We start from the raw sequence: 22,799 nt of genomic DNA, 5'->3' as shown, positions 1-22,799 counted from the left end.
GCACCATCCGGGTTTCGAGACGCTGGTATCGAAAAATCCAAGGTTCCGACGTTTATATGGCTAATGATTCACATGCATCGATGACCGCACCGCCGTCCGGCGGTGGTGACGCCGAAGGCGAAGCCCGCCTGGTCAGCGCGCTGGCGCGCGGCATTTCCATCCTCAACTGCTTCTCGCCGACCGTGCAGGAGCTCAGCAGCCGCGAGCTGATGGAGCGCACTGGCCTGGCCAAGCCGACCCTGTTCCGCCTGCTCGACACCTTGTGCGAGCTGGGCCTGCTGCACTATTCGGAGCGCCTGTCGCGCTACGTGCCCGGCGTCGGGCTGGTGAACCTGGCCGCGCCGGCGCTGGCGCGCATGACGGTGCGGCAGCTCGCGCGCCCGCTCATGCAGGAGCTGGCGGACCACATCGAAGGGCAGGTGGAGCTCATGGCCGGCTACGGGCACACGCTGACCTATGTCGAGATTGCACAGGGCGCCCGCAGCCACGTTTACCGTCCGGAGGTCGGCACGCGCGTGTCGATGTCGCGCACGGCGTCCGGGCGTGCCTACCTGTCGATGATGAGCGAGGCGGAGCGCAACGCCTACCTGGAGCACCTGCGCGTCACCGATCCGCAGCGCGAGACCTGGCTGCAGGGACGGCTGGCCGAAGCCGTGCACGACCTGGACGAGCACGGCTTCTGCCGCGGCCACCGCGACCTGCATCGCGAAATCGAGGCGATCGCCGTGCCGATGCGCGCGCGCCGCGATGGCGAGTCGTGGCTGTTCGCGGCATCGGTGCCCGTGTTCAGCCAGCAGAGCAAGCAGTTGCTCGAAGACGTCGGGCCGCGGCTGGTGAGTCTCGTGCGCAACGTGGAGGGAGCGCTCGGGGCGGCGGGGTAGCGCAGCTTGTTGCCGATTGCGCCCTTGGCAGGCGTGGCTGTTTCACCGGCGTAGCCGGTAGGGTTTCGATTGGTTTGTCGTGCTTGACATGCGCTGCCGTTTCGCCGGCGTAGCCGGCGACCTCCTTTTGCCCGAGCGGCAAAAGGAGGCAAAAACGCGTCTTCGTGGTCGATGAACGGCCCGATGGGGTGAAGACGGTACAGGGCATAGCCAGACTGCCTGCCGCGTAGATGATCAGGATAGAGACGTCAGATGAGCGAACCCGGATTACGTGGTGGCCCCTGCTAAGTGCGCCATTGGTGGGACGCCTACGGCTGCGCTGCGCGCGGCTCGGGGGAAGAACAAGAGGGAAAGGGAAGTACCGGCGCCACCAACATTGATGCCTCGCGCATCCCGACTAGGACGCGCGCGCAGCGCAGCCGTAGGCGTCCCACCACTGGCGTTGTTGGAACGCTGTACCCGAGCCCTACATGGGGATCGTTCAAAAGCAGGTTATCGCAGGCACTGGTTCTGAATCACTATGCGTAGCGGGCTGGAACGATAGCCAAGCCTCGCGAGACCAACGCCCTTCGAACACAAGGAGCGCCTCGTTGATAGCCAGCCGCTCAGGCGACGCGTTTCTTGGTTACTTCTTGTCGCTTGGACAAGAAGTAACTCGCCGGCTACGCCGGCGAAACGGCGGCGTCTGTCAAGAACGACAAACCAATCAAAACCCTGCAGGCTACGCCGGCGAAACAGCAGAGCTTGCCGAGAGCGACAACCTCAACCGCGCCCATCCCCCGAGTCCGGCGAATAACCAAAGATGACCTCAGGAGCCCACCAGCCCACCGCCCTCAGTTGCCCGAGAACACCGGCTTGCGCTTCTCGAGGAACGCCTGCACCGCTTCGCGGTGATCGGCGGTCTGATGCGACAGCGCCTGGAAGCCGGCCGACAGTTCCAGCAGCGTATCCAGCCGCGTGTGCATGCCCTCGCGCATGAGGCGCTTGGCCAGCCGCACGGCATGGGGCGGATTGACGGCAATGCGCTCGGCCAGCGCGTTCGCCGCGGGCAGCAGTTCCTCGGCCGGCACCACGCGCGACACCAGGTTCCACTCCAGCGCCTGCTGGGCACTGATGGGCTCGCCCGTGAAGATCATCTCGGCGGCACGCGACAGCCCGATCACGCGCGGCAGCAGCCATGCGCCGCCATCGCCGGGGATGATGCCCAGCCGCACGAACGATTCCGCGAACTGCGCGCGCTCGGAGGCAATGCGGATGTCGCACATGCAGGTCAGGTCCAGCCCGGCACCCATGGCCGCGCCGTTGACCGCGGCGATCACCGGCACCTCCAGGTTGAACAGCGCCAGCGGCAGGCGCTGGATGCCGCAGCGGTAGTCCTGGCGGATCTCCATGCCGCTGACCTGGCCGGAAGCCTGGCGTTCCATGTCGTGGATATTGCCGCCCGACGAGAACGCGGTGCCCGCGCCGGTGATGATGACCGCGCGCACGCTGCGGTCGCCGTGGATGCGGTCGATGGCCGCCAGGAATTCGTCGACGGCGGTGTTGCCGGTGAGCGGGTTGCGGCGTTCGGGTTCGTTCATGGTCAGGGTCACGATGTGGCCCTGCTGCTCGTAGCGAAGGAAGTCAGCCATGGTGTGGTCTCTCCGTTTCTGAATCTCTGAAAGCTGGTTAATTGAGCAGGTTATTGCTTCGGGATGCCGGCCTGTTCGGCCGCGTCCGACCAGCGGCGGATATCCGCAAGCTGGAAGCGGCGCAGTTCGTCCGCGCCGGAGACAAAGACATCCCAGTTGGTGCGCGCGAGGAATTCCGCGGATTCGCGCGTGCTGTAGATCTCGACGATGGCCTGCTCCAGTTTATGCAGCACCGGCCTGGGCGTGCGGGCCGGCGCGAACGCGGCGGTCCAGTTCACCATGAAGTAGCCGGGAAAGCCGCTTTCCTGCAGCGTCGGCGTATCGGGGCGGCTGGCCAGCCGCTTGTCGCCCGTGACGGCGAGGATGCGCAGCTTGCCGGCCTGCAGCAGCGGCAGGGTGGCGCCGTAGTCGGCAAAGGCGAAGTCGATCTGGCCGGCGGCCACGTCGGTCAGCGCCGGCGCCGCGCCCTTGTACGGCACATGGTTGGCCTTGACGCCCGCGCGCGTCAGGAACAGTTCGGTGGCGATCTGGTAGGACGCGCTGCCGCCGCCGTAGTTGAGCTTGCCGGGATTGCGGCGCGCGGCATCGACCAGCCCGGCCACATCGCGATAGGACGATGAGGCGGGCACCACCAGCGCCATGGCGCCCACGCCAAGCCGCGCAATGGGCGCGAGGTCGTGCACCGGGTCGTAGGGCAGCTTGCGGAACATGGCCACGTTGGTGGCGACGGGCGAGTTGCTGGCCAGCAGCAGCGTATAGCCATCGGGCTCGGCGCTGACCACCGCCTGTGCGGCAATGAAGCTGTTGCCGCCGGGGCGGTTCTCGACCACCACCGGCTTGCCGAGCTTTTCCTCGAGCTTGCGCGCCACGTAGCGGGCATTGGTGTCGGTGCCGCTGCCCGGCGGGAACGACACGACCAGCCTGATCGGTTTCTCCGGATACTCCGCGCGCGCCGGCGCCGCGCAAAGCGCCAGTGTGGCAAGGATCGAAACGCCCGCGATGGCGAGCCTGCGCCTGTTCATTGACTGCATATTGTCTCCTCGTGTCCATGCGCACTGTCGATGCGTCTGTGCCGCCAAGGCTAAGGGGAGTGGCATGGCTTCGTCCAATATTCATTTGTTGGCAAGTGATATCCGCGAGATATCGATGCCGAACAAATGAATATTGGACATCGATCCCCGCGCACTCCTAAGCTGAGCTCCGGTTGTCCGCCTGGACAGGCCGCGGGCAGCACAGACCCGGAACAGCAAGGAGACACATGAAGAAAGCCCTCGGACACATCAGGGTGCTGGACCTCACGCGCGTGCTGGCCGGCCCCTGGGCCACGCAGAACCTTGCCGACATGGGCGCGGACGTGATCAAGATCGAACGCCCCGGCGCGGGCGACGACACGCGCGCCTGGGGCCCGCCGTTCCTGCGTGACGCGCAGGGAGAGGAGACGCGCGATTCGTCCTACTTCCTCAGCGCGAACCGCGGCAAGCGCTCGGTGACCGTGGATATCGCCACACCCGCGGGCCAGGCCATCATCCGCGACCTGGCGCGCGAGGCCGACGTGGTGGTGGAGAACTACAAGGTCGGCACGCTGGCGCGCTACGGGCTGGGCTACGAGGACCTGCGCGCCATCAATCCGCGGCTGGTGTACTGCTCGATCACGGGCTTCGGCCAGAGCGGGCCGTATGCGGCGCTGCCGGGCTATGACTTCGTGTTCCAGGGCATGGGCGGCCTGATGAGCATCACCGGCATGCCCGATGGCGAGCCCGGGGGCGGTCCGGTCAAGTCAGGCATCGCCATCACCGACCTGCTGACCGGCATGTACGCGACCACGGCCATCCTGGCCGCGCTGGAGCACCGCCATGTCAGCGGCGTGGGCCAGTACATCGACATGGCGCTGCTGGACTGCGTGGTGACCATCAACTCGTACCAGGCCATCAACTACTTCCTGTCGGGCAAGGTCCCGCAGCGCATGGGCAATGCGCATTCGAACATGGTCCCGTACCAGGTGTTCCGCTGCAAGGAAGGCGATGTCATCGTGGCGGTCGGCAATGACGGCCAGTACCGCGCGCTGTGCAAGGTGATCGGGCGGCCCGATCTTGCCGCGGACGAGCGCTTTGCCACGGCCGGGAACCGCAACCGCAACCGCGAGGTGCTGATCCCGCAGGTGGCCGAGGCCATGCTCGCGCGCACCATGACCGAATGGGTCGAAGTGCTCGAAGCGGCCAATGTGCCGTGCGGCCCGATCTACAACATGCAGCAGGTGTTCGAAGACCCGCAGGTGCGCCATCGCGAGATGCAGCTGTCGCTGCCGCACAGTGCCGGCGTGAACGCGCCCGGGCTGGCCAATCCGATCCGGCTGTCGGATACGCCCATCAGCTACCAGCACTCCGCGCCGACGCTCGGCGAACATACCGACGCGGTGCTCGGTGAAATGGGCTACGACGCTGCGCGCATCGCCACGCTGCGCAAGGAGGGCGTGTTGTAAGACCCTTCGATGGACCGCTGCAAACAGATACCAACCAGGAGGAGACAGCAGTGAAGACAAGATTCCCGTTGCGCGTGGCGGCCGTGATGGCGGCCGCCGTTCTTGGCGTCATCGCCATGCCCGCAGGCGCGCAATCGCGCGCGCAGCCGATCCGCTTCGTCGTGCCTTATCCGCCCGGCGGCGCGGCGGACCAGATCACGCGGCTGGTGGCGCAGCAGGCAAGCGTCACCCTGGGCACCCCCATTGTGGTCGACAACAAGGGCGGGGCGGGCGGCATTATCGCCGCCGAGACCGTGGCGCGGGCCGAGCCCGACGGCAAGACCTTCCTGGTGGGCTCCAATGCGCCGCTGGTCATCAACAGCGCGCTGTACACCACGCTGCCGTACGACCCGGTCAAGGACTTCAGGCCGGTGGCGGGCATGGGCAAGTCGCCGCTGCTGCTGGTCACGCGGCAGGATCTGCAGGTGAAGTCTGTGAAGGACCTGGTGGCGCTGGGCAGGCAATCGCCCGGCAAGCTCACCATGGGCTCGGCCAGCAGCGGCAATATCACGCACCTGGCCGGCGAATACGCGGCTTCGCAGCTTGGCTTCAAGGTCACGCACGTGCCGTTCGCGGGCAGCGCGCCGGCCATCATCAGCCTGCTGGGCAAGAACATCGACCTGATGTTCGACGCCTTGCCTTCGTCGATGCAGCAGGCGAAGAGCGGCAAGCTGCATGCACTGGCGATCCTGGACCGCAGCCGCTTTCCGCTGCTGCCCGATGTGCCCACCATGCAGGAACTGGGCTATCCGGGCCTGGAGGCCAGCGCATGGTTCGGCGTCGTGGCGCCGGCGCGCACGCCCGATGCGGCCATTGCCGGGCTGAACCGCGCCATCAACGATGCGCTCAAGCAGGCGGACCTGCAGGACAAGCTGCATGCGATCGGCGCGCAACCGATGCCGGGGTCGGCGGAAGCCTTCGGGCAGTTCGTGCGTGACGAGCGTGCGCGGTGGATTCCGCTGGCGAAGACGCTGGGGGTGAAGGCGGACTAGGCACGGTGCTCCCTCTCCCGCTTGCGGAAGAGGAGAGCAACCCGAGGGCTTCGCAGCTGTTGCGTGCGCGCTCAGTCTTCGGCAACGAAGCCGGTCGCCTCCACGATCGGCCGCCACGCGGCGCGCTCCACCTGGATGCGGTGCCGCGCTTCCTGTCCGGGCCTGGCCACCACCTCAAGGCCCAGTGCTTCGAGCTTGGCTGCAGTGGACGGGTTCGCCGAGGCGGCCAGGAACATCTTCTCGACCCTGGCCAGTACATCGGGCTGCGTGCCGGCGGGCACGAACACGCCGTACCAGCTGGTGGCGTAGTCATACTGGCTGAAGCCCTGTTCCTTCATGGTCGGAACCTCTGGCAGCGCCTTGGCGCGGCGCGTGCCGCTCACGCCGAGGAACTGCAGCTTGCCGCCCTTGTACAGCGGCATCATGCTGGCCACCGCGTCCCAGCCGATCGACACATTGCCGCTGATCACGTCGACCAGCATCGGCGATGCGCCGCGATACGCGGCGGGCGTGATGGCAACGCCGGCGGACTTGCCCAGCGCCACCGTACCGAGATGGCCCGCGCTGCCGATCGTGGCCAGGCCAAGGCTGGCCTTGTCCGGATTGCGGCGCGCCCAGTCCATGTATTCCTTCATGTTCTTGTAGGGCTGCTGCACGCCGGCGGCGACCACGGTCGGCACGTCGGTCAGCACGGCGGCCGGGACCAGGTCCTTGTCCGCGTCATACGACAGCTTCTTGTAGGTCAGCGGGAAAATGGTGAAGAGCGGCGACGGGCCGATGAACACGGTCTTGCCATCGGGCCTGGAGCGCTTGACGTAGTCCAGCGCAAGCCGCGCCGAGGCGCCGGGGCGGTTTTCCACGATCACCGTGCCGTGGCCGTCCTGGCGCAGCTGCTCGGCATAGAGGCGCGCCAGGCTGTCGGCAGCGCCGCCCGGCGCGTAGCCGACGATGATATGCATGGGCTCCGCGTTGTCCGCGGCGAGTGCGGAACCGGCGGGAACCGCCGTGGCGATGGCCATGGCGGACATTGCCAGAAGGGACAGCGAAAATTTGCGGCGTGAGGCTTGGGTCATGGCAGTCAGGCAGGCTTGCGAAGAGTTGGGAGCAGGGGACACGGCGGCCCGGCGGACAGTCATGGCAGCGCCGGCCATTGGCCGGTGAGGCCGTGCGCGGCTTCGAACAGCGCCGCCACGCGCAGCAGTTCGGCATCGCCGCGGAACCGGCCCACGAGCTGGAAGCCGATCGGCAGTCCGTCCTGGCCAAAGCCGCAGGGCAGGCTGATGGCGGGGTGGCCCGTCATGTTGAAGGGCATGGTCCACGGAAACCAGTGGGCGCGGACGTTCTCGTACGCCTGGCCGTCGATGTCGATGGTGCCGAACAGGTCCTGCCCGATCGGCAGCGCGGTGCGCGTCAGCGTCGGCATGGCGAGCAGGTCGCCGCGCTGCAGCAGCGCCTGCACGCGCTGGAACAGCCTGGAGCGCTCGAACATGGCCTGCTGGTATTCCACGCCGCTGAAGTGCGCGGCCGATTCGACCTGCCGGACAAAGGTAGGGCTGAGGTCGCTGCCATGCCTGGCGACGATATCGACGAAGCGCGTGCGCCAGACCGTGTGGTTGATCGCGCGCCAGATCGGCTCCACGTCGAAGCCTTCGCCCGAAAAGGGTTCCAGCTCCGCGCCAAGCTCTGCCAGCTTGCGCAGGCTCGCCTCGAACGCGCTGGCCACATCGGCGCAAACCGGCCGCCCCGGCGGCGCCAGGCAATACAGGACGCGCCGGCCGCGCAGGTCGCCGCGCGGCTGCGCGGCGTCGGCATAGTCCGGCGTGGGGATGCCGATCGACCACGGATCGCACGGGTGCTCGCCGGCCATGGCCTGCATCATCAGGCCCGTGTCGGCGACGGTGCGCGTGGTCGGGGTGACATAGGTCTGGTTGCCGAACAGGTCCTGCGCCTGGCTGTGCGGGATCACGCCCTGGCTCTGCTTGATGCCGACCACGCCATTGCAGGCCGCAGGAATGCGCGTGGAACCGCCGCCGTCGGTCGCCACCGCAAGCGGGGCGATGCCGGCGGCCACGGTCACCGCGGCGCCTCCGCTGGAGCCGCCGCTGGTCCGTTCCGCGCTCCATGCATTGCGGGTGCGCCCGAACAGGGGGGAATCGGTCAGGCACTTGGAGCCGAACTCGGGCGAGGTGGTCTTGCCGATCAGGATGGCGCCCTGGTCACGCAGGCGGCCGACGGCCACCGCATCCTCGGCCGGCACGTTGTCGCGCATGGGCACGGCGCCGAAGGTGGTGCGCACGCCGCGCGTATTGACGATGTCCTTGACGGTGAAGGGAATGCCGTGCAGCGGCCCCAGCGGCTGGCCGGCCATCACCGCCTGCTCGGCGGCGCGGGCCGCCGCCAGCGCCTCGTCGGCGCACACGGTGATCAGGCAGTTCAGCTCGGGCTGCAGGCGCCCGGCGCGTTCCAGCACGGCCCGGACCACTTCCACCGGCGATACCTCCTTGCGCCGGATGCGGCCCTGCAGTTCGACGGCGGACAGAAAGCAAAGCGCGTCGCTCATCGTGATGTGTCTCCTCTGATCCTCGAATGACAGGCGGGCCGGCGCGGAGATGCCGCGCCGGCCCGCCAGACCTCAAGCATACACAGGAGCCGGCCAGCCGGGCCGCCGCCGGCCGCCCGGCGCCGATTTCAGAGGACCGGCGTCGCGGTCCCCAATGTCCCGGCGACGGGACACAGGACGCGCGCCGCGCACGGCCCGTTTTGGCTCGCGCCCGGGGCGTTCAGGCCGCTTGCGTGACGGGCTGCCCCTCCTGCACAAAGCGCACGAGTGCGTCACCAGGCAACGCGCGCGAATACAGCCAGCCCTGCGCATACTGCGCGCCGCGCTCCCTCAGGTAGCGGGCCTGTTCTTCATGCTCGACGCCTTCGGCAACGACCTCGAAGCCCAGTTCGTGCGCCATGCGGATGATGTGCGGCGCCACCGTGCTCGAAGCCGCGTCCCGGCCGATCGTGTCGGTGAACGACTTGTCGATCTTGAGCGCGTCGACCTTGAAGTTCTGCAGGTAGGACAGGCTCGAGTAGCCCGTGCCGAAATCGTCGATATAGACCGGGTGGCCCGCGTCGCGGAATGCCTGAATGATGCCGCAGGCGGATTCTGCCTCGAGGAAGGCATGCTCGGTGATCTCGATGCGGATCTGGCGGGCACCGATGCCGGTGCCCGCCAGGCGCGCCGCCAGCACGTCCAGGAAGCGCTGCGTCTTCAGGTCCTGCGCCTCGACGTTCACGGAGACATAGAAATCGGGATGGCTGCGCAGCCAGTCGCCCAGCTCGTCCAGGACGCGGTCCAGCACCTGGTCGGTGATCTGTGCCATCAGCCCTGCCTGCCTGGCAATGGAAAGCAGCAGTTCCGGAGACACCATCTTGCCGTTGTGCTGCCAGCGCAGCAAGGCCTCCGCACCGGTACAGCGGCGATCGGCCAGCGCGATGATCGGCTGGTACTGCACGCTGATCTCGCGGCGCCTGACAGCCGCGCGCAGCGCCCATTCCATCGAGAAGCGCCGCGACACCAGGCGCAGGATCAGCACGCCGGCCGCGGTGCCGACGGCGAGCCCGGTCAGGATGCACAAGCCCACCAGCAGGGGCCAGTTGGACAGCAGCCGGCCCTGCGGGGCCCGGGACACCACCGCGAAGGGCAGGTTGGTGGCGCGGGCCACCGCATAGTAGTGGCTGCCGTCACCCGCCGTCGGGTCGGCGTACCGGCGCTCCATCTGCAAGGGGTCGGCCCCTGGCGTGGTGGCCACCACCCGGTGGGTGCCAAGGCTCACGGCCGCCAGGTCGCGCTGCTCCAGGTCGACCACATCCACCAGCGACTTCGGATCCAGTGAAACGTAGTGGCCGTTGCGTGCGATCAGTATCTCGGGCCGGGGCACGCCGAACGGGTTGCGTGCGGCGAACCAGTATTCCAGCCCATCCTGGCCTCGCCAGTCCGGGGGCGTCAGGGTCAGGCCGCGGCCATAGGCATCGCCAAGCAGCGCGGAACACAGGCGCGTATTGCCGACGCGCCGGCCGGCATCCTGCACAGACCGGTAGGTGAAGACAATGCGCCGCAGGGTGAGCAGGTTGCCAGGGGAGCACGGGGGATCGGTCTGTGCCTCCATCTCCTGGATCGCCTGCGTGGCGTCGGCCATGACGCGCTCGATGCGCTGCACAGCTCCCCGGGTAAAGGCCATGAGGTGCTCCTGTTCGCGCCGGTTGGCTTCCTGTTCGGCAAAGCGCACGCTGACCACGACCGGCACCAGCGCCGCGACGATTGCCAGCACCACTGCCATCAGCAGGAACAAGGGACGATTCATCCGCGTACCAGAACACCGATTATGGTTGCGCAAGATTACTACGGTCCCTTGCCCGCGTTGCAGGCCTTGCGTATTCAGAATCTTCTGCGCGGTAGTGAATTTTTTCGTGTGCCGTGCGGAGATGGGCCGTTCGGCGCGCCAGGCGGGCACAATTCAGTGATCCAGAGGGCAGTATCGCTCACGCCGGGGTGGCCGGGCCGGTCGCTGTCGACTCGTTCCGTGACCCGTTCGGGTTGACCGGTGAAGCCGATGCCGGAGTCCTCGCCATGACCGCGGCGGTGCCCGCGCCCGCCAGGCCGCGAACTGACGGAGGATGCCGATGGTGATGGTCCTGCTGATCGCGCTGCCGCTGGTTGCCGCCGTGCTGACATGGCTGGCCGGCAAGCATGCCGTCCGGCTGGTGGCGCCGGTCACGATCGGCTTTCCGCTGGCGGCGCTGGCATTGCTGCTGCGCGCCCGCGAGGCCGTGTTCGACCAGCCGGGGCATGCGCTGGCCTGGCGCGTGAACTGGTTGCCCGAGCTCGGCCTGAACCTCAGCCTGCGGCTCGACGGGCTGTCCTTCCTGTTCTCGCTGCTGGTCATCGGCGTGGGCCTGCTCGTGGTCCTGTACGCGCGCTACTACCTGCCGCGCAACGCCTCCGCGGTGCGCTTCTTCTGCCTGCTGCTGATGTTCATGGCCGCCATGCTCGGCGTGGTGCTGGCCGGCAACCTGCTGCTGCTGGTGATCTGCTGGGAACTGACCAGCATCTTGTCGTTCCTGCTGATCGGCTTCTGGTCCTGGCGCGAGGACGCGCGCCAGGGCGCGCGCATGGCGCTCACCGTCACCGGCGGTGGCGGGCTGGCGCTGCTCGCCGGCGTGCTGCTGCTCGGGCGCATCTGCGGCAGCCTGGAACTGTCGGACGTGCTGGCCCAGGCGGGCAGCGTGCAGCACCATCCGCTGTACCTGCCGATGCTGGTGCTGGTGCTGCTGGCCGTGTTCACCAAGTCCGCGCAGTTTCCGTTCAGCTTCTGGCTGCCGCATGCCATGGCCGCGCCCACGCCGGTATCGGCCTACCTGCACTCGGCCACCATGGTCAAGGCGGGGGTGTTCCTGCTGGCGCGGCTGTATCCGGTGCTCGATGGCACCAATGCGTGGTTCTACCTGGTCAGCATGACGGGCCTGGTCACGCTGATCATGGGCGCGGCGCTGGCGCTGCTGCAACGCGACCTCAAGGGACTGCTGGCCTATTCGACCATCAGCCACCTCGGGCTGATCACGCTGCTGTTCGGGCTCGACACGCAGCTGAGCACCGTGGCCGCGCTGTTCCACATCATCAACCACGCCGTGTTCAAGGCGTCGCTGTTCATGGCCGCCGGCATCATCGACCACGAAACCGGCACGCGCGACCTGGACCGCCTGCGCGGCCTGGCGCGCTACATGCCGCATACGGCGGCACTGGCCGGCGTGGCGTCGCTGTCGATGGCGGGCGTGCCGTTGTTCAACGGCTTCCTGAGCAAGGAGATGTTCTTCGGCGAAACCCTGGCGCAGGGCCTGCTCGGCGATTTCAACTGGGTGATCCCCGCGGCCGCGACCGTGGCCGGCGCCATGACCATGGCGTATTCGCTGCGCTTCAGCTACGGCGTGTTCTTTGGCGGCGACACGCCCGACGTGCCGAACTATCCGCCGCATGAACCGCCACGTTTCATGAAGCTGCCGGTGGAGTTGCTGGTCGTGATCTGCCTGGTGGTGGGCCTCGCGCCGGCCTATACGGTGGGCAACCTGCTCGCGGCCACTGCGCTGGCCACGCTGCGCGCACCGCTGCCCGACTACAGCCTGCACCTGTGGCACGGCTTCAACCTGCCGCTGGTCATGAGCCTGGTCTCCATGGCGGGCGGGGCGGCGCTGTTCTTCCTGCGCCGCGATGCGCTGCGGCGCTGGCAGCATGTGATCGAGCCGCTCAGCGCGCGCCGTTCGTTCGAAGCCGCCATCGCCATGCTGGAGCGCCTGGCCCGCACGCTGACGCGGCGCATGGAGAACCGTTCGCTGCAACGCTACATGGCCTGGATGCTGGCGGCACTGCTGGCGGTGCCCGCGGCATTCCTGGCGGACCTGGATGCGCTGGTCGGTACCGCTCCGGATGGCGCGGTCGATCCGATGGGCGCGGCCTGCCTGGCCTTGCTCGCGCTGTGCGCGGTGGCCGTGGTTGCCGCGCGGCGGCAGCGCGTGATGGCGCTGGTGTTCCTGAGCACGTGCGGCTTGCTGGTGGCGCTGATCTTCACGCGCTTTTCCGCGCCCGACCTGGCGCTCACGCAGATCTCGGTCGAGGTGGTCACGGTGCTGCTGCTGGTGCTCGCGCTGTTCTACCTGCCGCCCGAACCGGTCACGCCGCCCGCGAGCGTGCGGCAGCTGCGCGACCTCGTGCTGGCACTCGGCGGCGGCGGCATGCTGGCCGCGTGCGCCTACGCGGTGATGACGCGAAGCTTTGACCCGGTGTCCGGGTTCTACGTGGACAACGCGGTGCCCGGTGGCGGCGGCCACAACGTGGTCAACGTGCTGCTGGTGGATTTTCGTGGCTTCGACACCCTGGGCGAGGTCTGCGTGCTGCTGGTTGCCGGGCTGGCCGTGCAGGCGCTGCTGCGTGGCATGCGCCTGCCCGTGCCCGATGCGGGTCCGGACGGCAAGCCCTGGGCCGCGCAGCGGCATCCGCTGCTGCTGGCCATGCTCGCGCGGCTGATGCTGCCGCTGACGCTGCTGGTAGCCGTGTTCCTGCTGCTGCGCGGGCACAACCTGCCGGGCGGCGGCTTCATTGCCGCGCTGATCACCTCGGTGGCGCTGCTGCTCCAGTACGTGGCCAGCGGCGTGCGCTGGACCGAGGCGCGCATCGCGCCGGACTATCGCGCGCTGGCCGGTGCCGGCATCCTGGTCGCCGGGCTGACCGGGCTCGGCAGTCTCGCGTTCGGCTTTCCGTTCCTGACCACGGCCTTCGGCCACTTCCACGTGCCCGGGCTCGGCGAAATCGAACTCGCGTCCGCCATGGTCTTCGACCTTGGCGTCTATGCCACGGTGACCGGCACCACCTTGCTGATCGTCTCGCACCTGGGCGTGCGCAACACGCCGGCGGCGTTCGGCCGGCCACGGCGCGGCAAGGAGGGCACGTGATGGCCGCGCTCTATGCAGGCGCCATCGGCGTGCTCGCCGCATGCGGCATCTACCTGCTGCTGAGGGCCCGCACCTTTACCGTCGTGCTCGGGCTGACACTGCTGTCGTATGCGATCAGCCTGTTCCTGCTGGGCATGGGCCGGCTCGCGGTGGGCAGGCCTCCGGTCATTGCCGATGGCGCGCACTATGGCGCGCACTATGGCGCGCAATACGCCGATCCACTGCCGCAGGCGCTGGTGCTGACCGCCATCGTCATCGCGTTCGGCATGACGGCATTTGCGGTGGTGCTGTCGCTGCGCTCGCTCGGCCTCACCGGCAGCGACCATGTCGATGCCGCGAGCCAGGCCGGCGGCGACGATGCAGACTGCGCGCAGGCCACGGAGCCCCGCCCGTGAATCACGTGCTGCTACTCCCCATCCTGCTGCCGATGTTCGCCGGTGGACTCCTGACCGCCATGCCGATGCACCGGCTGCGCGCGCAACGCGTGGTGTGCATGACCGCCACGCTGCTGCTGGTGCCGGCCGCGGCGCTGCTGGTCGGGCGCGCGGCCGGCGGCGGCATCGACGTCTACCAGCTCGGCAGCTGGCAGGCGCCGTTCGGCATCGTGCTGCAGCTCGATCGCCTTGGCGCACTGATGCTCGCACTGACCGCGCTGCTTGCGCCTGCTGCACTGGCGGCCGCGGGCCCGGAGCTGGCGCGCGCGGGGCGCCACTTCCATGCCCTGTTCCAGTTCCAGCTCATGGGCCTGAACGGCGCCTTCCTGGCCGGCGACCTGTTCAACCTCTTCGTGTTCTTCGAGATCCTGCTGATCGCGTCGTATGCGCTGCTGATCCACGGCGCGGGACGCGAGCGGATCGGCGCGGGACTGCACTATGTGTTGCTCAACCTCGTGGCCTCGTCGTTCTTCCTGGTGGCCATCGGCATGCTCTATGGGCTCACGGGCACGCTCAATCTCGCGCACATGGGCCTTCGCCTGCAAGGCCTGCCCGATGCCGACGTGCCCCTGGCCGCGGCGGCGGGCGTCATGCTGATGCTGGTGTTCGGGCTGAAGGCCGCGATCTTTCCGCTGTACTTCTGGCTGCCCCGCGCCTATGCGGGCACCGCCGGTCCGGTTGCCGCGCTGTTCGCCATCATGACCAAGGTCGGCCTGTACGCCATGCTGCGCTGCGACGCGCTGGTGTTCGGCGCCGCGCAAGGGCTGCTCGTGACATTCATGCAGGCGTGGCTGCCGGTGCTGGCGCTGGCAACGCTGGCCGCGGGTGCCGTGGGCGCACTGGCCGCCACCAGCCTGCGGTCGCTGACCAGCTACCTGGTGCTGGCATCGGTAGGGCTGCTTGGCATTGCCGTCGGCATGCAGACCGCGGCCGCCTGGGCCGCCGCCTTGTACTACCTGCTGAGCACGACGCTGTGCACGGCCGCGCTGTTCCTGCTGGCGGATGCGCTGGAGCCCGCCGCGGACGGGCAGGGCCCGGTCGTGGCCGGGACCGGGACTCGGCTCGCCGGCTTGCTCTACCTGACCGGGACGGTCGTCGCGGTGGGCCTGCCGCCGCTGTCGGGATTCATCGGCAAAGTCATGATCCTGCGCGCCGTGCCGCCCGACAGCGCCATCGTCTACTGGCCTGCCATCCTGGTGTCCGGACTGGTGTTGCTGGTGGCGGCCTCGCGCACGGGAACACGCCTGCTGTGGCGCCTGCCGCATGACGGCGCGAAGGTGGCGCAGGAGGGGAATACGCCGGTGCCACCACGCGTACGGTCGCGGCCGGAGGGGCGCAAGCTCGCCTGCAGCGCGTTCCTGCTGGCCTGCAACGTCATGCTGACGGCATTCGCGGCGCCGGTCAGTGCCTATGTCTCCCAGGCCGCGGCACAGTTGCAGGACCGCACGGCCTACATTCGTGCCGTGCTGCCGGCCGGCGTGCCGCTACAGACGCAGAGGTAAGGCCATGCTCGCACGCCAGTTCCCGCATCCGTGGCTGAGCCTGATCCTGCTGCTCACGTGGCTGCTGCTGTCCAACAGCCTGGCGCCCGCGCACTGGCTGCTGGGTGCGTTGCTGGGCTGGGCGCTGGGGCGCCTGGCCGACCTGTGGCTGGTGCTGGGCCCGTTCCGGCTGTCGCGGCCGGGGCTGATGCTGCGGCTGGCCTTCCACGTGCTGGTCGACATCGTGGTGGCCAATGTCGAGGTCGCCGTGCTGGTGCTCGGGCGCACCGCGCGGCTGCGGCCGGCTTTCATCGTGGTGCCGCTCGATGCCGAACACGAACTCGCCACCACCGCGCTGATCAGCATCGTCTCGCTGAGCCCGGGCACGCTGTGCGCGGAACTCAGCGACGACCGCCGCAGCCTGCTGGTGCACGTGCTGGACCTGGACGATGAAGCCGCGCTGGTGGCGCGCATCAAGTCCCGCTATGCAACGCCGCTGAAGGAGATCTTCCTGTGCTTGCCATCGTGATACCGGTTTGCCTGGCGATCCTGGGCCTCGCATCCCTGCTGACATTCGTGCGCCTGGTGCGCGGGCCCGCGCTGGTGGACCGCATCGTGGCGCTGGACACGCTCAACGTCAACGCCATCGCGGTGATCGTCGTGCTCGGCATCGGCCTGCGCTCGGCCATGTTCTTCGAGGCGGCGCTGCTGATCGCGGTGACGGGCTTCGTCGGCACGGTCGCGCTGACCAAGTACCTGCAGCGCGGCGACATCATCGAGTACTAGCCATGCATCCGAACCTCGATGCTTCGCTGGGCACCTTCGCCGAACTCGCGGTCTGCGCGCTGCTGCTGGTGGGCAGTCTGTTCACGCTGGTCGGCGCCATCGGCCTGTTCCGGCTGCCCGACGTCTTCATGCGATTGCACGGGCCCACCAAGTCGACCACGCTGGGCGTGGGCGGCGTGGTGGTTGCCTCGGTGGTGTACTTCAGCTGCCAGGGGGATGGCACCAGCCTGCATGAACTGCTGGTGACGGCGTTCCTGTTCCTGACGGCGCCGATCAGCGCGCACATGCTGGCCAAGGCTGCCATCCAGCGGCAGCTTCCGGCCGATCCGCGCACGCGTGGAGGACCATGGGCCGCCATGGGACGGGAGCCGTCCGAACCGGACACGCCGGCCGACGGCGCGGAAACCACGGAGCAGGCGGGCGGTTAGAATGGCCGGCTGACTTCCACTGTTGCGGTTCATGGTTCCATCGAAATCCCGTCGTACCTTGCTCCTGGCCGCTGCGGCGGCTCCGTTTGCTTCCGCTTGCGCCGGCCCTGCGTCGCGCGCTCCCATGCCTGACGCGGGCGCGGAGCTGGCCGCGCTGGAACGCCGCGCCGGAGGCCGCCTTGGCGTGCTCGCGCGCCACACCGGCAACGGGCGCGAGGTACGGCACCGAGCCGGGGAGCGGTTCCCCGTGTGCAGCACGTTCAAGGCGATCCTGGCCGGCGCCATCCTGCAGCGCAGCGCCGCCATGCCAGGCCTGCTCGAACAGCAGGTCCGCTATACACGCCAGGATCTCGTAGCCTATTCCCCGATCACGGAGAAGCATGTCGCGCAGGGCATGACGGTGGGGCAACTGTGCGCCGCTGCGATCCAGTACAGCGACAACGGCGCGGCGAACCTGCTGATGCGACGCATCGGCGGGCCGGCGGGCGTCACGGCGTTCGCCCGTTCCATCGGCAACCAGTCTTTCCGGCTCGACCGCTGGGAAACCGAACTGAACACCGCCATTCCGGGCGATCCGCGCGATACCTCGACGCCGGCGGACATGGCAGCCAGCCTGCAGGCGCTGGCACTGGACAACGCCTTGCCCGCCGCACAGCGCCGCCAGCTTCAGGACTGGCTGCGCGGCAACACGACCGGCGCCGCGCGGATCCAGGCGGCAATGCCCGCGGGCTGGCAGATCGGCGACAAGACCGGCAGCGGCGACTATGGCACCACCAACGATATCGCCGTGCTGTGGCCGCCGGCCGGTGCACCCATCGTCATCGCGATCTACTTCACGCAAGCCGCGCCGGACGCGAAGTGGAGCAACGAGACGATCGCCAGCGCGGCGCGCATCGCGCTTTCGGGGCTGGGCTGACATCGAAGCTGGAAGACGCTCGGCTGGCGGCGTTACCATGCAGACAGGCAACTGGTCGCGCCGACGGGCGAGTGAGCGCAAAGATGCTTCCTCCCCGTGAACTGTCGCCTGGCGGCCGGGGCCAGAGTTTCGCGCAGGGAGTGACAGATGCGTGCAATCCGTTTGTTCCTGTGCGGCGACGTGATGACCGGACGCGGCATCGACCAGATCCTGCCGACACCGGGCAATCCACGGCTGCACGAATCGGTGGTCCATTCCGCCGTCGAGTACGTCGAGCTTGCCGAGCGCAGGAACGGCGCGATCGCGCGGCCGGTATCGCCGGTCTATATCTGGGGAGACGCACTGTCCGAGCTGGAGCGCCGTCACCCGGACGTGCGCATTGTCAACCTGGAAACCGCTATTACCACCTGTGACGACGCCTGGCCCGGCAAGGGGATCCACTACCGGATGCATCCGGCGAACGTCACCTGTCTTGGCGCCGCCGGCGTGGATTGCGCGGCGCTGGCCAACAACCATGTGCTGGACTGGGGGCGCGCGGGCCTGGAGGAAACCGTGGCAACGCTGCAGGCGGCGGGGATCGCCGTGGCCGGCGCGGGGCGCAACGAGCAAGAGGCGGCACTGCCTGCCGCGCTCGCCGGTCCAGACGGCAGCCGTGTGCTGGTGTTCGCGTTCGCGATGGCCAGTGCAGGGACGCCGTCCAGCTGGGAAGCCACCAGCCGCCGCCCGGGTGTCGCCCTGCTGCACGATTGCTCCGCCGCGAGCCTCGGGCGCCTGCGCGACCGGATCGGCGCGCAACGCCGTGGTGGTGACGTGGTCGTGGTGTCGATCCACTGGGGGCCGAACTGGGGGTACGAGGTGGAGCCCGAGCGGCGCCGGTTCGCGCGGGCGCTGATCGACCAGGCCGGCGTGGATGTCGTGCACGGCCATTCGTCGCACCACCCGATTGCCGTCGAACTGCATGCGGGCAGGCCGATCCTCTATGGCTGCGGTGACTTCATCAACGACTACGAGGGGATCGGCGGCTACGAAGCCTATCGCCCCGATCTCGCGCTGATGGTGTTCGTCGCGCTGGATTCCGCGGGCGGCGCCGCCGAGCTGAGGCTGGTGCCGCTGATGCGGAAGCGCTTCCGGCTGGGCTACGCGCCGCCAGCGGACCTGGACTGGCTGCAGGAAGTGCTGAGCCGGGAAGGCCGGGCGTTCGGCACCCATGCGGCGCGTTCCGACGTGCACGAACTGCGGGTCTGGGCAGATTGAGGTCGGATGCAGGTTTGCGCTACCCTCTGGCATTGTCCAAGTCCACCTCGGGAGTCCCTTGCGCCATGGAATGCCGGCCGCTGTGCATCGATGATCTGGAACTGGTGTGTCGCCATCGCGCGGCGATGTTCCGCGAAGCGGGCCGCGACGCGTCGACCCTTGGGGCGATGCACGGACCGTTCCGCGACTGGCTGCGCCCAAGGCTGGCGGACGGCAGCTACTTCGGCTGGATCATGGAGGAGGGCGGCGCGCCGCTTGCCGGCATCGGGCTCATGGTCATCGAGTGGCCGCCGCATCCCGCGCATCCGCTGCAGGACAAGCGCGGCTACATCCTCAATCTCTATGTCGAGCCCGCTCACCGGCAGCGTGGCCTCGGGCAGGCGCTGATGGCGCGGGCGGAGGCGGAGTTCGCTCGCCGCGGGATCGCGTACGCCGTCCTTCATGCCACCGAAATGGGGCAGCCGCTGTATGCGCGCATGGGCTGGAGCGCGACGACGGAGATGGCCAGGCCGATCGTCGGGTGACGATCGGGACCACCATTCGGCCGGCGACTGCCCCGCGCAGGCAAAACGTGGCGCGCCGGTTTTTTCGTTCACGTTTTCGCAAAGCCTCTGCTAGAATCCGTTGCATGTCTCGCAAGCGCCTCACCTCCCTATCCCTGCGCCGCCTAGCCCTAGTGCTCGGCCGGGGTCCGCTTGCTTGAGTCCTCTGGCGCCTGAATCGACCGATTCGCTGCGCGCCACCTGATTTCCCCCTGATCCCGGCCCACGAACCAGCCTTCGCCAAGCGAAGGGCTGCAGGGGAAGTCATATCGTCTTTTGCCTGATTGACCCCGGCACGTCCCGCAGCGGACCGTCCGGCACCCGGATTCGTGGACCATGATGATTGCCCAGCCCTCCGCCAAGTACCAACCGTTCCCGCCGGTCGGCCTCACCGACCGCACCTGGCCGAACCGCACGATTACCTCCGCGCCCGTGTGGCTTTCGACCGATCTGCGCGACGGCAACCAGGCGCTGTTCGAGCCGATGAACGGCGAGCGCAAGATGCGCCTGTTCCAGGAACTCGTGCGCATCGGTTTCAAGGAAATCGAAGTCGGCTTCCCGTCCGCGTCGCAGACCGATTTCGACTTTATCCGCCGGCTGATCGACGAAGACCTGATCCCCGACGACGTGACCATCATGGTCATCACCCAGTCGCGCGAGGAGCTGATCGAACGCACCGTGGAGGCGCTCAAGGGCGCGCCGAAGGCGATCGTCCACGTGTACAACGCCATCGCCCCGGCCTGGCGCCGCATCGTATTCGATATGAGCGTGCCGGAAGTGATGGGACTCGTGCGCCATCACATCGGCTACCTGAAGCAGCTCACCGACCAGCATCCCGAGACCCGGTGGACGCTGCAGTATTCGCCCGAGACCTTCAGCGCGGCCGAACTCGAAGTCTCGCTGGAGGCCTGCCACACCGCCATCGAGGCATGGGGCACCAGCGCCGACCGGCGCGTGATCATCAACCTGCCGACCACCGTCGAGAATGCCACGGCCAATGTCTTCGCCGACCAGATCGAGTGGATGCACCGCCGGCTGGTGCCGCGCGAGCATATCGTGCTGTCGGTGCACCCGCATAACGACCGCGGCACCGGCGTCGCCGCGGCCGAGTTCGCGATGATGGCGGGCGCCGACCGCGTGGAAGGCTGCCTGTTCGGCAACGGCGAGCGCTGCGGCAACGTGGACATCGTCACGCTCGCCCTGAACCTGTACACGCAGGGCGTGCATCCGGGGCTCGATTTCTCGGATATCAACGCCGTGGCGCGCATTGCCGAGGAATGCACGTCGATCCCCGTGCATCCGCGTCATCCGTATGCCGGCGACCTGGTCTTTACAGCGTTCTCGGGTTCGCACCAGGACGCCATCAAGAAGGGCTTTGCCGCACAGGACCCGGACGGCGTGTGGGAAGTGCCTTACCTGCCGATCGATCCGGCCGACCTTGGCCGCACCTATGACAGCGTGATCCGCGTCAACAGCCAGTCAGGCAAGGGCGGCATTGCCTTCATGCTGGAACGCGAGCACGGCGTGGTCATGCCGCGCCGCATGCAGGTGGAGTTCAGCGCCGTGGTGCAGCGGGCCACCGATGCGAGCGAGACCGAGATCAGTGGCGCCGAACTCTGGCGGCTGTTCCGGCAGACCTACCTGTCGTCCGACGCATCGGCCCCCGGCATCGTCTATCACGCCTACAGGCTCGACGAGAGCGGCGAGGGCATTGCGCTGGACGTGACGGTCGACGGCGTGCGCAAGACGCTGCACGGCAAGGGCAATGGCCCGATCGCGGCCGCGGTGCATGCGCTGGATCTGCGCATGCGCATCGATGCCTACGAAGAGCGCGCCACCGGCGCCGGCGCCGACGCGCAGGCCATGGCCATCGTCGAGGCCGCGCTGGAAGGCGTGCCCGGTGCCGGCTTTGGCGTCGGCATGAGCCACAACATCGTCGAGGCTTCGGTGCAGGCCGTGATCAGCGTGGCCAACCGGCTGGTGCGGCAGCGCCGCGCGCAGGGCTGAGGCGTTGTCCGGCGCTGGTGCCGCGGCGCGCGCGGGTCTCTATTGCCCTTGCCGCATGACCCAGGCTACCGCCTGGGCCAGGAACGGCGAGCTGTCGCCAACGCGATAGCTCATGATGACCGGGGACACGAACCCCGGCGCATCGATCGGGCAATAGCGGACATCGTCGCGATGCAGGCGCTGGATCGATGCCGGCACCAGCGTAATGCCGACACCGGCGGCCACCAGCCCCAGCGCGGTCTGCAGTTCGTTGGCTTCCTGCGCCACGCGCAACTGCAGCCCCTGCGCGCGGAACAGCGACAGCAGGTGGTCGGCATAGCTCGGCCGCGGCCGCGCCGGGTAGAGGATGAACGGGCGCGTGGCCAGTCCCTGCGGGGTCAGCGTGGCCTGGGCCGGCGCCGGCTCGCTGGCTGGCACCGCCGCCACCAGCGGCTCGGCCATCACCACCTCCTGGCGGATCGCCGGGTCGTTGATGGCGATGCGGCCAAAGCCCAGGTCGATGCGGCCGGACTTCAATGCCTCCACCTGCTCGACGGTGATCATCTCGGCCAGCCCGACTTCCACCTGCTGCTCTGCTCCGCGCAGTTCGCGGATCAGCTCCGGCAGCACCCCATACAGGACCGATGGCACGAAGCCGATGCCGAACCAGCGCTTGTCCTGCCGCCCGATGCGGCGCGTGCTCTCGATGGTTTCTTCCAGCCGCTGGGTCATTTGCGTGGTCTGTTCCAGCAGGAAGCGGCCCGCTTCGGTCAGGCGCAGCCCGCGTCCCACGCGGTCGAACAGCGCCACGCCGACCTCGTCCTCAAGCTGCCGGATCTGGCGCGAAAGCGGCGGCTGCGCCATATGCAGGCGCTCGGCGGCGCGCGTGACGTTGAGTTCCTGGGCCACAACCTGGAAGTAGCGCAGGTGTCGTAGTTCCATTGGCATACCTGTAGGGTATTGATTGAGACATCTTCGGTCTTGGACGGAGCCGGCGTCAAGCTTCATACTTCATCGACGATTCTCCCCAGCAGTTCATAGGTATATAGGTATGACAGCCACGATTACCTCGGTCGAAGCCATCCTGGTCGACCTGCCCACCATCCGGGCCCACCAACTGGCCATGGCCACCATGCAGCAGCAGACGCTGGTGATCGTGCGGCTGCGCTGCAGCGACGGCATCGAGGGCATCGGCGAGGCCACCACCATCGGCGGCCTGTCGTATGGCGACGAGAGCCCCGAAGGCATCAAGCTGACCATCGACACCTACCTGGCGCCCGCGCTGGCCGGTGAGGATGCCACCAACGTCCACGCCGCGATGGCGCGCCTGAACAAGGTCGCGCGCGGCAACCGCTTCGCCAAGTCGGCGCTGGAAACCGCGCTGCTCGACGCGCAGGGCAAGCGCCTGGGCGTGCCGCTCGCCACGCTGCTCGGTGGCGCGGTGCGCACCACGCTGCCG

The 22,799-nt window shown here is 68.1% G+C and carries 19 protein-coding genes and 1 pseudogene; 14 read left to right on the top strand and 6 right to left on the bottom strand.

Annotated features, from left to right (window positions below; all coding sequences use genetic code 11):
• The first annotated feature begins 56 nt into the window (after positions 1–56).
• Positions 57–881: an IclR family transcriptional regulator gene (locus KHO22_RS30715; RefSeq protein ID WP_230427097.1), complete on the top strand. Its 825-nt coding sequence runs from the start codon at positions 57–59 to the stop codon at positions 879–881.
• 833 nt (positions 882–1,714) lie between these two features.
• Here the strand turns inward: KHO22_RS30715 and KHO22_RS30710 are convergent.
• Together KHO22_RS30710 and KHO22_RS30705 are read right to left on the bottom strand one after the other, a co-directional pair.
• Positions 1,715–2,512: a crotonase/enoyl-CoA hydratase family protein gene (locus KHO22_RS30710; protein ID WP_211950955.1), complete on the bottom strand. Its 798-nt coding sequence runs from the start codon at positions 2,510–2,512 to the stop codon at positions 1,715–1,717.
• 50 nt (positions 2,513–2,562) lie between these two features.
• Positions 2,563–3,534: a Bug family tripartite tricarboxylate transporter substrate binding protein gene (locus tag KHO22_RS30705; protein WP_211950974.1), complete on the bottom strand. Its 972-nt coding sequence runs from the start codon at positions 3,532–3,534 to the stop codon at positions 2,563–2,565.
• A gap of 236 nt (positions 3,535–3,770) precedes the next feature.
• Between KHO22_RS30705 and KHO22_RS30700 the strand changes: the two genes are divergently transcribed.
• Both KHO22_RS30700 and KHO22_RS30695 read left to right on the top strand, forming a co-directional pair.
• Positions 3,771–4,991 (top strand): CaiB/BaiF CoA transferase family protein, encoded by a 1,221-nt coding sequence (locus tag KHO22_RS30700; RefSeq protein ID WP_211950954.1) that lies wholly within the window; start codon positions 3,771–3,773, stop codon positions 4,989–4,991.
• Between the two features lie 86 nt (positions 4,992–5,077).
• The gene (locus KHO22_RS30695; protein WP_211950973.1) at positions 5,078–6,022 is read left to right on the top strand and encodes a Bug family tripartite tricarboxylate transporter substrate binding protein; all 945 of its coding nucleotides are present in this window, start codon (positions 5,078–5,080) and stop codon (positions 6,020–6,022) included.
• 71 nt (positions 6,023–6,093) lie between these two features.
• On the opposite strand, the gene KHO22_RS30690 is transcribed toward KHO22_RS30695, so the two are convergent.
• From KHO22_RS30690 to KHO22_RS30680, 3 genes are all read right to left on the bottom strand, one after another.
• The gene (locus tag KHO22_RS30690) at positions 6,094–7,041 is read right to left on the bottom strand and encodes a Bug family tripartite tricarboxylate transporter substrate binding protein (protein ID WP_230427096.1); all 948 of its coding nucleotides are present in this window, start codon (positions 7,039–7,041) and stop codon (positions 6,094–6,096) included.
• 113 nt (positions 7,042–7,154) lie between these two features.
• Positions 7,155–8,582 carry an amidase gene (locus tag KHO22_RS30685; protein WP_211950952.1) on the bottom strand — a complete coding sequence of 476 codons (1,428 nt, stop codon included), beginning with the start codon at positions 8,580–8,582 and terminating at the stop codon, positions 7,155–7,157.
• 220 nt (positions 8,583–8,802) lie between these two features.
• The gene (locus KHO22_RS30680) at positions 8,803–10,374 is read right to left on the bottom strand and encodes an EAL domain-containing protein (RefSeq protein WP_211950951.1); all 1,572 of its coding nucleotides are present in this window, start codon (positions 10,372–10,374) and stop codon (positions 8,803–8,805) included.
• A gap of 319 nt (positions 10,375–10,693) precedes the next feature.
• Between KHO22_RS30680 and KHO22_RS30675 the strand changes: the two genes are divergently transcribed.
• The 10 genes from KHO22_RS30675 (at position 10,694) to leuA (ending at position 21,361) form a co-directional block, all read left to right on the top strand.
• A complete protein-coding gene (locus tag KHO22_RS30675; protein WP_211950950.1) occupies positions 10,694–13,513 on the top strand; it encodes a monovalent cation/H+ antiporter subunit A in 2,820 nt (939 codons plus the stop codon).
• Positions 13,513–13,908 (top strand): Na+/H+ antiporter subunit C, encoded by a 396-nt coding sequence (locus tag KHO22_RS30670; protein WP_211950949.1) that lies wholly within the window; start codon positions 13,513–13,515, stop codon positions 13,906–13,908. Before KHO22_RS30675 ends, KHO22_RS30670 begins: the two co-directional genes overlap by 1 nt.
• Positions 13,905–15,449, top strand: a complete 1,545-nt coding sequence (locus KHO22_RS30665; protein ID WP_211950948.1) for a monovalent cation/H+ antiporter subunit D — start codon at positions 13,905–13,907, stop codon at positions 15,447–15,449. The genes KHO22_RS30670 and KHO22_RS30665 overlap by 4 nt, the downstream gene beginning before the upstream one ends.
• A 4-nt stretch (positions 15,450–15,453) precedes the next feature.
• On the top strand, positions 15,454–15,957 hold the full coding sequence (locus KHO22_RS30660; protein ID WP_211950947.1) for a Na+/H+ antiporter subunit E: 504 nt from the start codon (positions 15,454–15,456) through the stop codon (positions 15,955–15,957).
• Positions 15,942–16,214 carry a K+/H+ antiporter subunit F gene (locus KHO22_RS30655; RefSeq protein WP_211950946.1) on the top strand — a complete coding sequence of 91 codons (273 nt, stop codon included), beginning with the start codon at positions 15,942–15,944 and terminating at the stop codon, positions 16,212–16,214. Before KHO22_RS30660 ends, KHO22_RS30655 begins: the two co-directional genes overlap by 16 nt.
• A 2-nt stretch (positions 16,215–16,216) precedes the next feature.
• A complete protein-coding gene (locus KHO22_RS30650; RefSeq protein WP_211950945.1) occupies positions 16,217–16,642 on the top strand; it encodes a Na+/H+ antiporter subunit G in 426 nt (141 codons plus the stop codon).
• Between the two features lie 31 nt (positions 16,643–16,673).
• Complete coding sequence (gene bla, locus KHO22_RS30645) at positions 16,674–17,558, top strand: class A beta-lactamase (RefSeq protein ID WP_211950944.1); 885 nt, start codon at positions 16,674–16,676, stop codon at positions 17,556–17,558.
• A 147-nt stretch (positions 17,559–17,705) separates the two neighbouring features.
• The gene (locus KHO22_RS30640; protein WP_211950943.1) at positions 17,706–18,812 is read left to right on the top strand and encodes a CapA family protein; all 1,107 of its coding nucleotides are present in this window, start codon (positions 17,706–17,708) and stop codon (positions 18,810–18,812) included.
• A gap of 65 nt (positions 18,813–18,877) precedes the next feature.
• Positions 18,878–19,336, top strand: coding sequence for a GNAT family N-acetyltransferase (locus KHO22_RS30635; RefSeq protein WP_211950942.1), 459 nt, complete (start codon positions 18,878–18,880; stop codon positions 19,334–19,336).
• Between the two features lie 357 nt (positions 19,337–19,693).
• Positions 19,694–21,361, top strand: coding sequence for a 2-isopropylmalate synthase (leuA, locus tag KHO22_RS30630; RefSeq protein WP_211950972.1), 1,668 nt, complete (start codon positions 19,694–19,696; stop codon positions 21,359–21,361).
• Between the two features lie 39 nt (positions 21,362–21,400).
• Here the strand turns inward: leuA and KHO22_RS30625 are convergent, their stop codons facing one another.
• Positions 21,401–22,282 carry a LysR family transcriptional regulator gene (locus tag KHO22_RS30625; protein WP_211950941.1) on the bottom strand — a complete coding sequence of 294 codons (882 nt, stop codon included), beginning with the start codon at positions 22,280–22,282 and terminating at the stop codon, positions 21,401–21,403.
• 109 nt (positions 22,283–22,391) lie between these two features.
• On the opposite strand from KHO22_RS30625, the pseudogene KHO22_RS30620 reads away from it, so the two are divergent.
• Positions 22,392–22,799, top strand: a pseudogene (locus tag KHO22_RS30620) (muconate cycloisomerase); the annotation flags it as partial.

Origin of the sequence: Cupriavidus yeoncheonensis (assembly GCF_905397275.1) — a bacterium.
GTDB lineage: Bacteria > Pseudomonadota > Gammaproteobacteria > Burkholderiales > Burkholderiaceae > Cupriavidus > Cupriavidus yeoncheonensis.
Note: the sequence above shows the minus strand (reverse complement) of the source record. Positions and strands in the feature narration are given on the sequence as shown.

Coding starts and splice junctions, on each gene's coding strand:
- KHO22_RS30695 (WP_211950973.1), top strand. CDS start 5,078: ATGGCGGCCGCCGTTCTTGGCGTCATCGCCATGCCCGCAGGCGCGCAA.
- KHO22_RS30625 (WP_211950941.1), bottom strand. CDS start 22,282: ATGGAACTACGACACCTGCGCTACTTCCAGGTTGTGGCCCAGGAACTC.
- KHO22_RS30690 (WP_230427096.1), bottom strand. CDS start 7,041: ATGGCCATCGCCACGGCGGTTCCCGCCGGTTCCGCACTCGCCGCGGAC.
- KHO22_RS30705 (WP_211950974.1), bottom strand. CDS start 3,534: ATGAACAGGCGCAGGCTCGCCATCGCGGGCGTTTCGATCCTTGCCACA.
- KHO22_RS30700 (WP_211950954.1), top strand. CDS start 3,771: ATGAAGAAAGCCCTCGGACACATCAGGGTGCTGGACCTCACGCGCGTG.
- bla (WP_211950944.1), top strand. CDS start 16,674: ATGGTTCCATCGAAATCCCGTCGTACCTTGCTCCTGGCCGCTGCGGCG.
- KHO22_RS30715 (WP_230427097.1), top strand. CDS start 57: ATGGCTAATGATTCACATGCATCGATGACCGCACCGCCGTCCGGCGGT.
- KHO22_RS30640 (WP_211950943.1), top strand. CDS start 17,706: ATGCGTGCAATCCGTTTGTTCCTGTGCGGCGACGTGATGACCGGACGC.
- leuA (WP_211950972.1), top strand. CDS start 19,694: ATGATTGCCCAGCCCTCCGCCAAGTACCAACCGTTCCCGCCGGTCGGC.
- KHO22_RS30670 (WP_211950949.1), top strand. CDS start 13,513: ATGGCCGCGCTCTATGCAGGCGCCATCGGCGTGCTCGCCGCATGCGGC.
- KHO22_RS30650 (WP_211950945.1), top strand. CDS start 16,217: ATGCATCCGAACCTCGATGCTTCGCTGGGCACCTTCGCCGAACTCGCG.
- KHO22_RS30685 (WP_211950952.1), bottom strand. CDS start 8,582: ATGAGCGACGCGCTTTGCTTTCTGTCCGCCGTCGAACTGCAGGGCCGC.
- KHO22_RS30675 (WP_211950950.1), top strand. CDS start 10,694: ATGGTGATGGTCCTGCTGATCGCGCTGCCGCTGGTTGCCGCCGTGCTG.
- KHO22_RS30710 (WP_211950955.1), bottom strand. CDS start 2,512: ATGGCTGACTTCCTTCGCTACGAGCAGCAGGGCCACATCGTGACCCTG.
- KHO22_RS30680 (WP_211950951.1), bottom strand. CDS start 10,374: ATGAATCGTCCCTTGTTCCTGCTGATGGCAGTGGTGCTGGCAATCGTC.
- KHO22_RS30635 (WP_211950942.1), top strand. CDS start 18,878: ATGGAATGCCGGCCGCTGTGCATCGATGATCTGGAACTGGTGTGTCGC.
- KHO22_RS30660 (WP_211950947.1), top strand. CDS start 15,454: ATGCTCGCACGCCAGTTCCCGCATCCGTGGCTGAGCCTGATCCTGCTG.